Source organism: Rhodococcus sp. NJ-530, assembly GCF_003860625.1.
In the GTDB taxonomy this organism is placed as follows: Bacteria; Actinomycetota; Actinomycetes; order Mycobacteriales; family Mycobacteriaceae; genus Rhodococcus_F; species Rhodococcus_F qingshengii.
In genome coordinates, this window is record NZ_CP034152.1 from 1,189,670 (window position 1) to 1,204,185 (window position 14,516).

At 61.2% G+C, this 14,516-nt stretch carries 12 protein-coding genes and 1 pseudogene; 8 read left to right on the forward strand and 5 right to left on the reverse strand.

Annotated features, from left to right (window positions below):
* Window positions 1–25 precede the first annotated feature (25 nt).
* Window positions 26–1,939 carry an alkyl sulfatase dimerization domain-containing protein gene (locus EHW12_RS05435; protein WP_003945738.1) on the forward strand — a complete coding sequence of 638 codons (1,914 nt, stop codon included), beginning with the start codon at window positions 26–28 and terminating at the stop codon, window positions 1,937–1,939.
* Between the two features lie 43 nt (window positions 1,940–1,982).
* On the opposite strand, the gene EHW12_RS05440 is transcribed toward EHW12_RS05435, so the two are convergent.
* Window positions 1,983–3,095, reverse strand: coding sequence for an NDMA-dependent alcohol dehydrogenase (locus EHW12_RS05440; RefSeq protein WP_125052544.1), 1,113 nt, complete (start codon window positions 3,093–3,095; stop codon window positions 1,983–1,985).
* Between the two features lie 163 nt (window positions 3,096–3,258).
* On the opposite strand from EHW12_RS05440, the gene EHW12_RS05445 reads away from it, so the two are divergent.
* On the forward strand, window positions 3,259–4,218 hold the full coding sequence (locus EHW12_RS05445) for a helix-turn-helix domain-containing protein (RefSeq protein WP_054826168.1): 960 nt from the start codon (window positions 3,259–3,261) through the stop codon (window positions 4,216–4,218).
* A gap of 9 nt (window positions 4,219–4,227) precedes the next feature.
* Here EHW12_RS05445 and EHW12_RS05450 read toward each other — a convergent pair whose 3' ends face one another.
* From EHW12_RS05450 to EHW12_RS05460, 3 genes are read right to left on the reverse strand one after another with little or no spacing between them, the layout of a single operon-like run.
* Window positions 4,228–4,848 (reverse strand): L-threonylcarbamoyladenylate synthase, encoded by a 621-nt coding sequence (locus EHW12_RS05450; protein ID WP_003945756.1) that lies wholly within the window; start codon window positions 4,846–4,848, stop codon window positions 4,228–4,230.
* A gap of 26 nt (window positions 4,849–4,874) precedes the next feature.
* Entirely contained in the window at window positions 4,875–5,300 is a 426-nt protein-coding gene (locus tag EHW12_RS05455) for a MerR family transcriptional regulator (RefSeq protein ID WP_047269546.1), read from the reverse strand.
* 35 nt (window positions 5,301–5,335) lie between these two features.
* Window positions 5,336–6,835, reverse strand: coding sequence for a SulP family inorganic anion transporter (locus EHW12_RS05460; RefSeq protein ID WP_206434832.1), 1,500 nt, complete (start codon window positions 6,833–6,835; stop codon window positions 5,336–5,338).
* 297 nt (window positions 6,836–7,132) lie between these two features.
* On the opposite strand from EHW12_RS05460, the gene EHW12_RS05465 reads away from it, so the two are divergent.
* From EHW12_RS05465 to EHW12_RS34535, 4 genes are all read left to right on the forward strand, one after another.
* Window positions 7,133–8,347 carry an Ig-like domain-containing protein gene (locus EHW12_RS05465; RefSeq protein ID WP_125050370.1) on the forward strand — a complete coding sequence of 405 codons (1,215 nt, stop codon included), beginning with the start codon at window positions 7,133–7,135 and terminating at the stop codon, window positions 8,345–8,347.
* A gap of 55 nt (window positions 8,348–8,402) precedes the next feature.
* Window positions 8,403–9,521: an Ig-like domain-containing protein gene (locus EHW12_RS05470; RefSeq protein WP_125050371.1), complete on the forward strand. Its 1,119-nt coding sequence runs from the start codon at window positions 8,403–8,405 to the stop codon at window positions 9,519–9,521.
* Between the two features lie 289 nt (window positions 9,522–9,810).
* Window positions 9,811–10,179 (forward strand): hypothetical protein, encoded by a 369-nt coding sequence (locus EHW12_RS05475; RefSeq protein WP_003945774.1) that lies wholly within the window; start codon window positions 9,811–9,813, stop codon window positions 10,177–10,179.
* A 353-nt stretch (window positions 10,180–10,532) separates the two neighbouring features.
* Window positions 10,533–10,703, forward strand: a complete 171-nt coding sequence (locus EHW12_RS34535) for a hypothetical protein (RefSeq protein ID WP_007734610.1) — start codon at window positions 10,533–10,535, stop codon at window positions 10,701–10,703.
* 25 nt (window positions 10,704–10,728) lie between these two features.
* Here EHW12_RS34535 and EHW12_RS05480 read toward each other — a convergent pair.
* Window positions 10,729–10,992, reverse strand: a pseudogene (locus EHW12_RS05480) (HNH endonuclease family protein); the annotation flags it as partial.
* Window positions 10,993–11,184: 192 nt separating this feature from the next.
* Here EHW12_RS05480 and EHW12_RS05485 point away from each other — a divergent pair.
* Window positions 11,185–12,360 carry a tyrosine-type recombinase/integrase gene (locus EHW12_RS05485; protein WP_125050372.1) on the forward strand — a complete coding sequence of 392 codons (1,176 nt, stop codon included), beginning with the start codon at window positions 11,185–11,187 and terminating at the stop codon, window positions 12,358–12,360.
* Window positions 12,353–14,512, forward strand: a complete 2,160-nt coding sequence (locus EHW12_RS05490; RefSeq protein ID WP_125050373.1) for a tyrosine-type recombinase/integrase — start codon at window positions 12,353–12,355, stop codon at window positions 14,510–14,512. The genes EHW12_RS05485 and EHW12_RS05490 overlap by 8 nt, the downstream gene beginning before the upstream one ends.
* The last annotated feature ends 4 nt before the right edge of the window (window positions 14,513–14,516 follow it).

Here is a 14,516-nt window from a genome sequence, read left to right on the forward strand (position 1 = left end):
GAGTTCCCGAGGAGCGTAAGAGAAGATGACTACACCGTCCGAACTCGACCCCAAGCCCGCAACCGAAGCGACTCGGCTGGCAAATGCCCAGGTTCTCCGTGACCTCCCTTTCGACGACACTTTCGACTTCGAGTTGATTTCACGAGGTCTGGTGGCGCCGCTCATCGACGGTGGGTTGGTCAAGGGTGACAAAGGGCAGTTCATCTTCTCGTACGACGCTTACGGATTCGCCGACGGCGACGCTCCGGACACCGTCAACCCGAGTCTGTGGCGCCAAGCCACCTTGATGGGAAAGGGCGGCGGTCTCTTCAAGCTCGCCGATCGTCTGTACCAGGTGATCGGACAGGACTTGTCGAACACCACGATCATCGAGGGTGATACCGGGTTGATCATCGGTGACACCCTGATGTCCGCGGAAACAGCCGCTCTTGCGCTGGAGTTGTACTACCAGCACCGCCCCAAGGTCCCGGTCAAGGCAATCATCTTCACGCACTCCCACGGCGATCACTTCGGCGGAGTCAAAGGATTTGTCACCGACGAAGAGATCGAGTCCGGTGCCGTAAAAGTTTATGCACCGGACAGTTTCACCGAGGAAGCGATTTCCGAGAACGTACTTGCCGGCACGGCGATGACCCGTCGCGGAATGTACATGTACGGATCGTTCCTGCGTCCGGGGCCACAAGGGCAGGTATCCGGTGGTCTCGGCCTGTCCACTTCGCACGGCACTTCGACGTTCGCCGTGCCTACCGACGTCATCACCGAACCGGTGCACGAAGAGGTCATCGACGGTGTGCGCGTGACGTTCATGCTCGCGCCGGGAACCGAAGCGCCATCCGAAATGCTCTTCTATCTACCCGATTTCAAGGCGCTCGGGTCAGCTGAGGACGTCACGCACACGATGCACAATCTATACACGTTGCGCGGCGCCAAGACTCGCGACGCCAAAGCGTGGTCGCACTACGTGCGTCTGGCAATGGAACTGTTCCCCGACGTCGAAATCATCTTTGCGCAGCATCATTGGCCCACGTGGGGCAACGACAAGATCTTGAAGCTGATGTCGGATCAGGCAGATCTGTACAAGTATCTGCACGATCAGACGTTGCGCCTTGCCAACAAGGGACTGACACCGGTAGAGATTGCCGACCAGATCGAGGTACCCGACGCCATCGGAAAGCAGTGGTACAACCGTGGGTACTACGGTTCGCTCAGTCACAACGTCAAAGCGATCTACACCTTCTATCTCGGTTGGTTCGACGGCGTTCCCGCTCATCTCAATCCCCATCCGCCGGTGGAGAACGGCAAGCGCTACGTCGAAGCCGTCGGCGGGCCGGACGCACTTCTGACCAAGGGCAAGCAGGCGTTCGACGACGGAGACTACCGCTGGGCCGCGGAGTTGGTGAACCATCTGGTGTTCGCCGATCCGAGTAATCAGAAAGCGCGAGAGTTGTTGGCGGACACGTACGAACAACTCGGCTACCAAGCCGAGAACGGTACGTGGCGCAACTTCTACCTGGTCGGAGCGATGGAATTGCGGCATCCGCTGGCGCCGATGCCGTCCAACAACCCCACTGGCCCGGCCGTGGTCGCAGTGATGCCGCTCGAACAGATGCTGGATTTCTGGGCAGTTCGCCTCGACGGCCCGAAGGCCGCCGACGTCGACCTGTCGTTGCGATTCGTGTTGTCGGACACCGCGGACAATGTCCTGGTCACAGTGCGCAACGGCGTGCTGAACTACGACATGGACAAGGCAGATGCTTCGGCCGCTCTGACTCTGACCTTGACCCGTGCCGTGTTCAACGAGGTGTATCTGGGAACGACCTCGCTCACCGAATCCATCAAGGCCGGAACGGCAAAAGCTGTGGGAGATCAGTCCGAACTGGAGACGTTCATCTCGCTGCTGGAGGACTTCGATCTGTGGTTCGATATCGTCACGCCGTGACAGTCGCACCAGTCACGCCGTGACTGGTGCGACTGATCGGTGATCAGTGTTCGTGAATGATGACTCCGCGCATGATCTTTCCCGACTTCATGTCGTCGTAGCCCTGGTTGATGTCTTCGAGGCGGTACTCGGTGGTGACCATTTCGTCGAGCTTCAGCAGTCCGACTTCGTAGAGGTTCAGTAGTCGGGGGATGTCGGCGCGAGGGTTACATTCGCCGAACAGGCTTCCGCGGAGCTGTTTTTGGAACAGGGTCATTTCGGCGAGGTGCAACTGTGTGTCGGTGGCGCCCATCGGTGAGACTGCCGTCAAAACCACGCGGCCACCCTTGCGGATCAGTCCGACCATCGGCTGGATCATGTCGCCGCTCGCTACTCCGACGGTCAGGATCGCGACGTCAGCCATGACGCCCCAGGTCAATTCGTTGACCAGCGTCATGGCTTCGTCGATCGACGAAGCAAAATGTGTTGCTCCGAGAGTCTCGGCCATGGCTTTCTTGTCCGGCGAGATGTCGACTGCCACGATGTGCCTCGCGCCTGCGATTTTCGCTCCTTGGAGGGCACTTCCACCGATCCCGCCGATTCCGACGACGACCACGGAGTCGCCTGGCGAGACCTCTCCGGTGTTGACGGCAGATCCCCAACCGGTGGTGACTCCGCAACCGACGAGGCAGGCCTTCTCGAGGGGAATCCATTTGTTGATCTTCACGACCGACGCTTCCGGTACAACCGTGTAATTGCCGAAAGTGCCTAGAAGCGAGAAGGTTCCGACGTCCTTCCCGCGTGCTGCCGCGCGGTACGTTCCGTCGACCTGCGCGCCGGCCATCAGAATGGCGCCGAGGTCGCAGAGGTTGCTCTGTCCGACTGCGCACCAGCGGCAGCGTCCACACGAGGGAATGAACGAGAGGACGACGTGATCGCCCACCTCGACGTCTCGTACGCCGGGGCCGACTTTCTCCACTATGCCCGCACCTTCGTGGCCACCGATCACGGGGAGCGGGACTGCCAGATCACCGGTCACAGCATGATCGTCGGAGTGGCACATGCCGCTGGCAACCACTTTGATCAGGACTTCACGTTCTTTCGGATCTGCGAGCTCGATCTCCTCGACACTCCACGGTGTGTTGTGATCCCACAGCACGGCTACCTTCGCCTTCATCGACATTCCCTTCGAGCGTGCTTCGCGGTGCAGTGTCTTCTCGTCTGCTCCTGGACACATGCTGTCTCCCGTCGGGGGCCTCGGTCATGTATCTGCGCGCCACGGTTTGGTGTTTTCGCGCCGTTTCGCCCATCCATGAAGTGAATTTGCGCTAACCTTAGTTATGGTCACCATCCGGTCTGGAGAGAAGACTGCCGACGGCATTCCTGTCGGTATGGGAGGCCAATGGTGGGAATCTCGTCTGAGGGAGCAGTTCATTCCACTTGATGTGCAGGTATCCCGATCGGATCTCCGCGAGGGATTCACCGCATCGGTCAAGCGACGCTCGCTGGACGACTTCGGTCTCGTCGACCTCAGCTGCGATCCGTGCACAGGAAAGCGAACCGCAACTCAGGTATCCGACGCCACAGAAGACTGGGTGGTGCTGATCGCAATCCAGTCAGGACGCGAAGCGCTGACACGAGCAGGTGAGACGACTCTCGTGGGTGCTGGTGACGTAGTTCTGTGGGATACGCGCAATCAGGCCGAGTTCGAGGTTCTGGAGTCGATTCGTTCGATCAATCTGCTGATTCCTCGCTCGGCCCTGGCGGAAGTCTCCGGTCGAGCGTGGCCGGCTTTCGGCGGCGCGCTGGAACGGGACTCACCGTCGGTACGTTTGTTGGTTTCCTATCTGTCGATGCTGGCCGATTCATTGGCCGAACTTCCTGGATCCGCGGTATCAGCGGCCAGAAATGCCACCCTCGAACTGTTCGACGGGGCAGTGAGCCAGACCATCGGAACTGAGGACGCTGTCGGTTCCGATGGTCTGCGCTTGTCGATCGATGCCTGGATCGACGGGCACCTGTGTGATCCGTCGTTGTCGTTGACCTCTGTTGCCGCCGCCCACGCGGTCTCGGCCCGGACGGTCCAGCGAGTTTTCGGCAGATCTGGTGAGACGTTCAACGGGACGGTACGGGCGCGGCGGTTGGCCAGGGCACGCGAGGAATTGCGTCGCACGAACAGTTCGATCACCTCGATCGCCACCAGATGGTGTTTCTCCGACGCAAGCCACTTCTCGCGACTTTTCAAAGAACGGTTCGGGACCTCTCCGGCGGCCTTCCGCTCTCGGAAAATGCGGAGCTGACGTCGGGGCCTACTCGAAACGAGAAGGATCTCCCGCGCCGACCCGCACGATTTCGGGAACACCGGACGAATAGTCGACGACTGTGGTGGGTTCGGTTCCGCAGTCACCCGAGTCGATGACGGCGTCGAGTTGGTGGTCGAGTTCTTCCTTGATCTGCCAGCCGTCCGTCATCGGTTCCTCGGCGCCGGGCAGGAGAAGGGTGCTGGAGAGGATGGGTTCACCCAACTCTTGCAAGAGTGCCCGCACTACCGGGTGGCTGGGGATACGCACTCCGACGGTCTTCTTCTTGGCGTGTGCCAGCCGACGCGGAACTTCCTTCGTGGCGGGAAGGATGAACGTGTACTGCCCAGGCGTAGCCGCTTTCACCGCGCGGAACGCCGAGTTGGTGACGTGGACGAAGTGCCCGAGCTGCGCGAAATCGGCACAGACCAGCGTGAAGTGATGGTCCGAACGCAGATGACGGATCTCGCGGATCCGATCGGTGCCCGAGTGATTGTCCATTCGGGCGCCCAGGGCGTAGCAGGAGTCGGTGGGGTAGGCGATGACCGCGTCGTTGCGCAGCATTTCGACGATCTGGCTGATCGCGCGCGGCTGCGGGTTTTCCGGGTGAACGTCGAAGTATCGGGCCATCAACTCAGCTTAGTTCAGCTTGCAGATCACGAATGCCGTTCACCGTTGAGACTGTGGTCGGCGAGCAAACCCGTCAGCTCTTCGGCGTAGGCGAGTTGCTTACGTAAGTGTGTGCAGCTTTCTTCCGCCCGGGTGTGGCAGTCGGTGACGAATTCGGTTGCAGCGGTGCGCGTTGGCGCGTCCGAAGCTTCGTCGCCGAGCACTGCCAGAGAATCGAGAAGTTGTTTCATTTCTTCGAGACTGAATCCGAGCGGCTTCATTCGTCGGATTACCAGTAGCCGTTGGACATCGGCCTCGGTATAGAGGCGGAATCCTCCGGCGCTCCGCTCGGACGGAGTAACCAGACCGACCTCGTCGTAATGACGAATCGTCTTGATCGACAGTTCGGTGCGTTCGGCAACCTGTCCGATCTGCATGTTCGGCCCTTGGCCCGCATGTTCCGGCTCAGACATCACTCCCACTTTCCTCGCGCTGGGCTTCCATACTCTCAGTGACCGTCACCCAGGCGACCGGACAGGCGCAGGTGGCGCTCGGCCGATGCGTCGTCGAGCCCCACGATCTCGACATTCTTGCCTCTGGCCGCGTACTTGGTGGTGATGGCGTCCAGTGTCGCGACGGTCGACGCGTCCCAGACATGAGACTCGGACAGATCGATGACAATGTTCTTCGGGTCGCCGGCGTAGTCGAATTGGTAGATCAGATCGTTGCTGGATGCGAAGAACAGTTCGCCTCGAACCGCATAGACACGGGTGTCCTCGTCCGGATGCGCGACGTCGATCACTTCGGTGAGATGCGCGACGCGGCGAGCGAAGATGACCATCGCGGTGATCACTCCGACGATCACGCCGTAGGCAAGATTGTGGGTCGCGACGGTGACTGCCACGGTGACCAACATGACCACTGTCTCGCCGATCGGCATGCGGCGCAGGGTCTTCGGATTGATGCTGTGCCAATCGAAAGTGCCGACCGAGACCATGATCATGACGGCCACCAATGCGGCCATGGGAATCAACGCCACCACATCGCCGAGGCCGACGACGAGTATCAGCAAGAACACGCCCGCCAGGAAAGTCGAGATTCGAGTGCGAGCGCCGGAGACCTTGACGTTGATCATGGTCTGGCCGATCATCGCGCACCCTCCCATGCCCCCGAAGAAGCCGGTGACGATGTTCGCGACGCCTTGGCCCCACCCTTCTCGGGTCTTGTTCGAGTGAGTATCCGTGACGTCGTCGACGAGCTTGGCCGTCATCAACGATTCGAGGAGTCCGACGAGCGCCATGGCCAATGCGTACGGCGCAATGATCGACAGTGTGTGCATGTCCAGGGGGACGTCGGGGAACAGTAGCGTCGGTAGGCTCGACGGAAGCTCGCCTTCGTCGCCGACGTTGGGGACATCGAACGCGAAAACGACTGTGGCGGTTGTCAGTAGCACGATTGCCACCAGTGGAGCCGGGACAGAGTTCGTCAGTTTCGGCAGGAATACGAGTATCAGAAGTGCGACTGCAAGGAGTGGGTAGACGAGCCACGGAACATCGATCAGGTGGGGGAGTTGGGCGATGAAGATCAAGATGGCGAGTGCGTTGACGAATCCCACCATGACGCTGCGCGGAATGAAGCGCATCAACTTTGCGACGCCCAGGAGGCTCAGCACGATCTGGAGAAGGCCGGCCAGAAGGACTGTCGCAATCAGGTAGTCGATTCCGTACTCGCGCGTCAGTGGAGCGACGACCAGTGCGACGGCGCCGGTAGCTGCGGAGATCATTGCGGGTCGTCCGCCGACGACGGCGATGGTCACTGCCATCGTGAACGACGCGAACAGTCCTACGCGCGGATCGACGCCGGCGATGATCGAGAACGAGATCGCCTCGGGAATCAGTGCCAACGCCACGACCAGTCCGGCCAAAACCTCCGTTTTGAGACGGTGAGGTGACCGGAGCGCGGCCCGAACCGAATTGTCGTTGGTGGATGAAGCGATGGTTACTGCCATGAGATTCCGTCCTGACGAGGTTCTCATACTCTACCCTCCTGTAAGGGTAGAGTATGAACGGAGTTCTCACTACGGCGCGGATTTCTGTCGAATTGCATTTCCCCGCAGTGAATCTCGAATCGCGAGATCGATCGAGAGGGGCAACGCTCGCGGTGGCGGTCAGATGTGACGACCAGTAACCCTTACCAAGTATTTACCTACTGTGTGGTTTTTGTTTATTGAAAAAGGGTCAACTCGGGCGCTGGCTCCGTTACAGTTCGGCGGCAAACGTCAATCAGGTTGTTCCGAGAGGACATCATGTCAAAACGCCTACTGAATGCTGCGCTCCTTACCGGCCTCCTTGCCGGTGGAGCCGCTGTGGCCGTGATTCCGGCGACCGCGGCGCCCGTTGCAGAAACCACGTCGACAACTTTTCAGGTCACGTGCCGCGCAGTTCCGAGTGCGTTCTCCGGTCCTTCGTCAGACGGAAAGCCTGCTACGGTGCGGGTTTCGGCTCCTGCGGTAGTCGCGCCAGGTCAGGTCTTCGACATCGACGTGGATCCGGGTAGCGTCCAGATCCCGAACGATGTGAGCGGCGCAAGCGTCAAGAAGATCTCGCGTCTGAAGATCGATCTGCCGATTCCGACCAACGCGGAGTTCGTTTCGGCGACGGTCACCGATCCGGGCAATGTTATTGCCGGGAAACCTGCTTCGGTGATTCGTGTCAACGAAGACGGTGCTCCCGCAGCGGACGGTCCGATACTCCGGTTGTCCGGCGCAAACGAAGCGATCGGCAACAGTCCGTCATCGTCGTCGGGTGCGCACGGTGGGCTTGCGATCAATGCTCAGTCCGGTGCCGAGACGAACATTGTCTTTCCGAAGATCAGAATCACCGTGAAAGCCGGGCCGTCCGGCGCAGTCGAAACCAATGTCCGGACTTCGGGTGCTGCAGGTACTTTCGGTGCGCCGGAGTCATTTTTGACCTTCCTCCCTCAGATCGGTCACTGGCTCGCGGGAACCATCTGGGCGCCCACATCCTGCTCGCCGCGCGACGGTGAGACCGGCCCCCTCAATGCCGGTGCCGGCGCCCTGGCATCCACGAAGATCGACGGGGACCTGGGGCCCGTTGATCCTGAGCCAGGCGCGGACATCGTGACTAGGCTCGAAGGACCGGCTACCGCCGCGACCGGTACCAAGGTGTCTTTTGCTTCTCACGTCGATCCGGAAAACGCAACGGGAACAGTACAGTTCATGGTCGACGGCAAACCCGTCGGTGACCCGCGGCCGGTGGTTCGTGGTATTGCGCGCCTGGATCTCACCTTCGGTAAGGCGGGTACCAAGTCCGTGACTGCAGTATTCACCGCTACCGGAGACGAGGCGAAGTACACGTCGGCGGCACACGTACTCACGGTGACCGGTGACACCACAGGTCCGGTCGATCCCGACCCGACCGATCCGGGCACTCCGGGCGGTCTCGGCAGCCTCGAGTCCGTTCTGCCGCAGCTGCCGACGGGTTCGCTCGGTGGCAAGTGATCACGGTCCTACCTCACTGAACTTTCAATGGCCGAGTTCTTCTGAAAGGCAACACATGAACCCCCGCACTCTGGCAGTTTGCGCTGTCGTACCAGCACTCGCGGCCGGACTCCTCGCTGTGTCCGCGCCGGTGGCAGCGGCTTCCGATACCGTGACGCGGACAGTTTCCTTCGAACACAAGTGCCGGGTCGACGGCGCCACCGATTGGGATTCGTCTTTCTCCGACAACATGGAGGTAACGGCGCCCACGTCCGTGCGTCCCGGCGAACAGTTCACAGTGAAATTGCATCCAGGCACCATGCGTAGTTCGGATTCGGACACCGGTCGTATCAAGTACGACATCGCACTACCGCAAGGGGCAACCCTGGTTTCGTACTCCCTCGTCGGTGATTCGTCGTCCAACTTGACCGGCGAGACTGCGGTGCTGCTCCGGGTGGGCGCAGACGGAAACGCGAACCCGTCGGGTGAGTACCTGCGAATTACCGGTACCGGCAACAAGACAGTCAACGACGGTCCGAGCGCGAACGACAACAAGCCCAAGGAAGGGCTGCAAGTCAAGGCCAACACGGACTTTCGTTTACCGGCAGTCGAATTGAAACTCGAAGCTCGGTCCGACGAGGGAAACGCGACGACGCACCTGCGCGCCGGGGCGACGAGCCCGAGCATCAAGATCAAAGACACGAGCATGAGTTTCGGTGAGTCCCGGTGGGTCAATGCCGCTGGGTATTGTGTTGCTGCGGGCGAGGGACGCAGCGCCCTCTCGACTACCGAGGTCTTCACGACCAACCAGACCGAGACGATGGTCGCTGTCGCACTGGAGGCACTGACGGGCGAAGACGTCAAGATTGCGGCGAGTATCGACCCGAACCCGGGTGAGGGAACGGTCGAGTTCTTCGACGGCGATACGAAGATCGGCAGCGCCACAGTCGATTCCAATGGCCATGCAGAACTGGTCTGGCCGTTCCGCGACCAGGGCGAGCATCGCATCACCGCAAAGTTCTTGGGTACCAAGAAGTTCAGTTCTTCGGAATCTGCGGACAAGACCGTGACCGTCACCGTGCCTGGTGTCATCGTCGTCGAGCCGGTGGATCCGACGGAACCGGAAACTCCTGGTGGAACCGGAAGCCTCGGGGACATCTTCTTGAAGCTGCCGACGGGCTCACTCGGAGGCTGAGTCACCCAAACGGCAGGGGAGCGTCGACGTTTCGGCTCGAATGCGGGTGTGTGATCGAATACTGGAATGACAGGTTCGAATCATGCCGAGAGCCGCAACGCCGGCGTTCTCTGATCTTCTCAATGGGAGTCTCCGTCACGGAAATCGGGCCAGAACCACAAAAAGGTAGCTCACCAAAACTCGTGCCCTTTTACTACCGTTAGTTGAAGAACTGCGCGAACCGCGGGTTCTTACATCAACAAGCCTTCGAACTCGCCGCTGCGGTTCAGGTATGAACAAGGTAGGGAAAATGCGCAAGGTTAGTTTGCTCGCGTCCGCTGCAGCAGTAGCTGTCGGTGTGGCAATGATCGGGACGTCTGCGGCCTCAGCAGCGCCGGGAACGATTCCCGGTCACGGGCTGTTCGACGTGCCGTGGGAGGTGTTGCCGGGAACCTACACGACGTCTGGGCCCGTATCAGCTGACATGCCGTGCATATACGGCCGAGCAAAAGTCGACGGCGATGGTGAATTGAATGTACTCGAGTTCGAAAGCACCCTCGAACCGGCGACAGTCACGATTCTCTTGACGGATTCTCGCTTCACCACCGCATATTGCTCTGATTGGAAGCGAGTGTCGTCAGTCGGATCGTTGGATCTCGGATCACTTTTCGGGTCATAGACGTCGCCGCTCTGATTCCAGATGGGCCTCTGGCCGTGGCCACGGACCTCTGCTATCTCGGCTAACGCTCGCCTCGCGGATGTGCTCGTTCGTCTCGAGTTTCCGACCACTCGTCGCATGAGTCCATGACCAGGGACTTTAGCCCTCGGTAATTACCTACCAATCGGTATATTCTGCGAAGGTACGGACTTCGTGAACCGATGTGAGTTGGCTCCGGGGGACGTGCCGGCCTCGCAGGACCGCCCGCAAAGTCAGCCCGGTGAGGCCACCGGAGTTCGCGCATTTCGACAGATTGCCGCTGGGTCCGTCCGCTACGAGGGGAGCGGACGGACCTGACAGCACGAGAGAGTGCCATGCCTGAACGTGGTCAAAGCAGAGTGGACGCGGGGATCATTGCCGTCGTCGCAGTCATCACCGGTGTGTTCGTCGCACTGACCGGTCACGGTCTGGTTGCAGCGCTCGCCACCGTAGTGGGCCTCGCGCTCGGAATGGCGATTGTGCGGTATCTGATCAAGGGCCGCTGATCACCGCAAGAGTTCAGCAGGTCGCGAGAATGTCTGCGATGGTGTCGTGTTCGGCTTGGGTGACCCACAAACCGTATGCCGCTTTGACTTCCACTTGAGCAGTCACGTACTGGCAGCGGTAGGCCTTGTTGGGTGGCAGCCAGGTCGCCGCGTCGGAATCCGACTTCTTCTGGTTCGTGGGCCCGTCGACAGCGCGCAGGTTTCGAGGGTCGTTGGCCAGATTGGTTCGCGTCTGTGTATCGAGCTGTTGTGCGCCCTTCTGCCAGGCGTCCGAGAGTGCGACTACATGTAATCCGTAGCTAGTGGGTAGTGCCGTTGATATCATCCTGGGTCTCCTTCCACGGATTCTGGATATGTGGGCGACGGTGTTATCGGCAGGCAGCGAGGTACGCCGATGACACCGCCGACACGCACCGTTCGGGTGCATCGAATCAGGCAGGGCCGGGCGTAGCTTCGAGTTCAGGCGAACGGGAGCGGGCTGATGGCTACAGCGCAACGTGTCACTCTCAGCGACGGTGCAACGACCTGGACGGTGATCGACAGATCGTTCGTTCTCGTTGAGCCGGTAGAGGCTTACCTCGAGTACGGGCGGCAAGTCGACTTCCGGCCGAACACGACCCGTGCCTACGCACAGAGCCTGGCCCAGTGGTGGTCGTTCCTGGAAGTGACCGGTACGTCGTGGGATGCGGTGAAGCTGCACGACTTCGGCGACTTCATCTCGGCTCTGCGCTACGGCGAGCTGGACTCGCCGATCCGCGAACTCCGCCCCCGACCGACGCTCAGCGACAGCACGGTGAATCTCCGCATGCGCGCGGTGATGAGTTTCTACCGCTACCAGGCCGACAGCGGAGCAGACGCTGCGCCCTTCCTGTGGAAGCAAGCCCAGGTCCGATCGGGCCGCTACCTCTCGTTCCTCGAGCACGTGGCCAGGCGAGCGCCGCAGAAGCGCGCAGCTATCCGAATCCGCTTCGCCCGCAAGGCCATCCCGGTTCTGACGCCGACCATGATCGACGCCCTCCAAGATGCCGAGGCCAGATACGACCCGGTGCTCGAGGAATGGCGAGGTGACCTGCGATATCGGTTCCTGTGGGCACTGTTGGCGGAATCGGGCATGCGGATCGGTGAAGCCCTCTCGTTGCAGCACCGCGACTGGATCACCGGGATCGGCGGCAAGAGCGCCCGGGTCGCGATCGTGAGCAGGGCGCACCCGCACGGCCTGTCCGCCAAGTCCGGGGAACGCGAGGTGCACATCGGATCTCGGCTCGACCGGTTGTACGCCGACTACGTGTGGTGGCTGTGCGACCGAGGCGCCGACGTCGCACTCGATGATTGGGACAGCAGCTACATCTTCTGCAACGTGATGCGGAACCCGCTGTTCGCGCCGCTGCGCACCGAGTCGGTCTATGCGCACCTGCGCTCGATGAAGCATCGCGACGTCGATCTCCCGAACCTGATGACACCGCACTGGTTTCGGCACACCCACGCCACCGCGCTGTTGCTGGCGGGGAGCCCCGTCCACACCGTCAGCCGCCGCCTCGGACACGCGAGCGTGCAGACCACGATGAACATCTACGGCCATGTCACCGAGGACGCCGAGCTGGCCTCGGTAGCGAACTGGCGCGAATACGTCGCCGGATGGGAGTACCCGAATGCCTAGCCCAGCAACCGATCCCGCAATCACGTCCTGGTCGCGCAGCCCCAAGAGACTGCACCAGATCGATCCGGGCTTGGCACTAGCGGACATGTTCGACCTCACCATCGCCCGCAGGCTCTGGGACTCTCTGCCCGAAGAATGCCGCAGCGATCACTTCGACAAGAAGACGATGCCGGCGCACTACCGACCGGCGATCCGCGAAGTCAACGTCGGTGGGGGCTGGACCTCCTGCTACCTGAACTTCCGCGGTCTGCCGGAGCCGATGACCTGGGAAATCGCCTGGATCATCCATCGGCGCATCGAGCTGGGTCACTTCATCCACGTCATCGAGACGAATGCCGTCTTCACCCTGCTGCGCGCCGCGATGCATCACGACGACGAGTGCCGGTCGGCGCAATCGCTGCTGCACCGTTCGCCCGACGAGTGGGTGCGATCCGCGCGGAAGGCGCAGATGCGCGGTGAGAAGATCGGCGAGTCTACATTCGCACGCGGCACCTACCGCCTCGGGCACATGGCCGCCGTGCTCGGATACGCCTATCACCGCGGCCCGTGGTGGGAGCTGGACGTCTGGAACCCCAGCCTCGACCCGAGGGTGCCCCAACGCGACCACGAACCGCAAGGTCGCACGACCATGCACTTCACCAACCTGACCAGCATCTGGTTGCGTGAGGGAGCGAAGTACTGGCTCTCGGCGGGCCTGACCACGGAAAGGTACTCGTGGAGCACGATCAGATCGCGCCTGGACGCCCTGAAATGGCTGCAGCGCTACATCGACACCACCGGCGACGAGGGCCCGTGCCTGACAACCGATCCCCACCGACTGCGGGGCTTCATCCGCGGCTTCTGCGACATGCTCCTCGCGCACCGCATCGAGTCCGGGGCGCGCGCAGGCAAGCCGCTGGCGAAGAACCCACGCCGCCAGATCATGACCGCGATCGAGCAGTTCTACCAGTTCATGTATGACCACCGAGACGAAGCCGCCACCGAACTCGGCATCAGTGCCTGGGCCACTCTGCGACCCGAGCACTGCGTGCTGTTCCGCCCCGAGGACAAGCCCCGCCTGACCAACGTCAAGGCACGCGACATGGTCCTCGAAGACGGTGTCATGCAGCAGATTGCCGAGGGCAGCGGCCTGCTCGCACAGCCCGTGAAGGAGGGCGGGCTCGGCGACCTGCAAGCCTTCCACATCATGATGCTTCTGCTGCGCACCGGACGTCGCGCCAACGAGGTGCTGATGATGGACTTCGACCCGCTCGAACCGATCCTGCGCAATCGCACAGACGGTGATCCTGACAGCGCGGGATTCGTCGCCCGGATGCGGTATCAGCAGACCAAGATCGAATCGAATGCCGCACCCACGATCCCCGTGGACGAGGAGATCGTCACGATCATCCGAGCCCAGCAAAAGCACGCCCGAGAAATGATGGCACAGTTCGGAAACCCTGACGTAACGCCGAAATACCTGTTCCTCCGCACGACCCGAAATCGGCTGGGCGACAAGCCTTACCCGATGCCGACAATGCATCTGCGGTTCAGCAGGCTCACCAGTCTGCTCAACATCAGCGACTCCGTCGGACGCCAGGTCGCGGTTTCCAAGACGCACCGCTTCCGGCACACCGCCGCGACCAACCTGATCAACGCCGGAGTGCCGCTGCACGTCGTGATGCGCTACTTCGGACACATCTCTCCGGACATGACCTTGCACTACGCCGTGACCTCTGCTCAGACGATGGAGGAGGAATTCCTCCGCTACAAGAAGGTCACCCGCGACGGCCGCACCGCCTCGATCGACAGCTCCGACCTCTACGACCTGATCCAGCTCGACAAGCGAGCTGACCGCATCCTGCCCAACGGCTGGTGCACGCTCCCCCCGAAACAGTTGTGTGATAAGGGAAACGCCTGCCTGTCCTGCTCGAAATTCGTCACCGACTCCACTCACACCCCGCAGTTGAGAACCCAGCTCACCGACACGGAAACCCTGATCGAACACCGGCAAGCAGTGTTCACCGCGAAGTACGGCGCCCCGATGGACGAGACGAACATCTGGCTGCAGGGCCGCCAGGTCGAGGTCGACTCGCTCAACCGGATCCTGCTCTCGATCAACGATGTCTCCGCCGCCGACAAGGCCGTTCGCGGCCCCGGAACCACCACCTAGAGCA

Coding starts and splice junctions, on each gene's coding strand:
- EHW12_RS05435 (WP_003945738.1), top strand. CDS start 26: ATGACTACACCGTCCGAACTCGACCCCAAGCCCGCAACCGAAGCGACT.
- EHW12_RS05440 (WP_125052544.1), bottom strand. CDS start 3,095: ATGAAGGCGAAGGTAGCCGTGCTGTGGGATCACAACACACCGTGGAGT.
- EHW12_RS05445 (WP_054826168.1), top strand. CDS start 3,259: ATGGTCACCATCCGGTCTGGAGAGAAGACTGCCGACGGCATTCCTGTC.
- EHW12_RS05450 (WP_003945756.1), bottom strand. CDS start 4,848: ATGGCCCGATACTTCGACGTTCACCCGGAAAACCCGCAGCCGCGCGCG.
- EHW12_RS05455 (WP_047269546.1), bottom strand. CDS start 5,300: ATGTCTGAGCCGGAACATGCGGGCCAAGGGCCGAACATGCAGATCGGA.
- EHW12_RS05460 (WP_206434832.1), bottom strand. CDS start 6,835: ATGGCAGTAACCATCGCTTCATCCACCAACGACAATTCGGTTCGGGCC.
- EHW12_RS05465 (WP_125050370.1), top strand. CDS start 7,133: ATGTCAAAACGCCTACTGAATGCTGCGCTCCTTACCGGCCTCCTTGCC.
- EHW12_RS05470 (WP_125050371.1), top strand. CDS start 8,403: ATGAACCCCCGCACTCTGGCAGTTTGCGCTGTCGTACCAGCACTCGCG.
- EHW12_RS05475 (WP_003945774.1), top strand. CDS start 9,811: ATGCGCAAGGTTAGTTTGCTCGCGTCCGCTGCAGCAGTAGCTGTCGGT.
- EHW12_RS34535 (WP_007734610.1), top strand. CDS start 10,533: ATGCCTGAACGTGGTCAAAGCAGAGTGGACGCGGGGATCATTGCCGTC.
- EHW12_RS05485 (WP_125050372.1), top strand. CDS start 11,185: ATGGCTACAGCGCAACGTGTCACTCTCAGCGACGGTGCAACGACCTGG.
- EHW12_RS05490 (WP_125050373.1), top strand. CDS start 12,353: ATGCCTAGCCCAGCAACCGATCCCGCAATCACGTCCTGGTCGCGCAGC.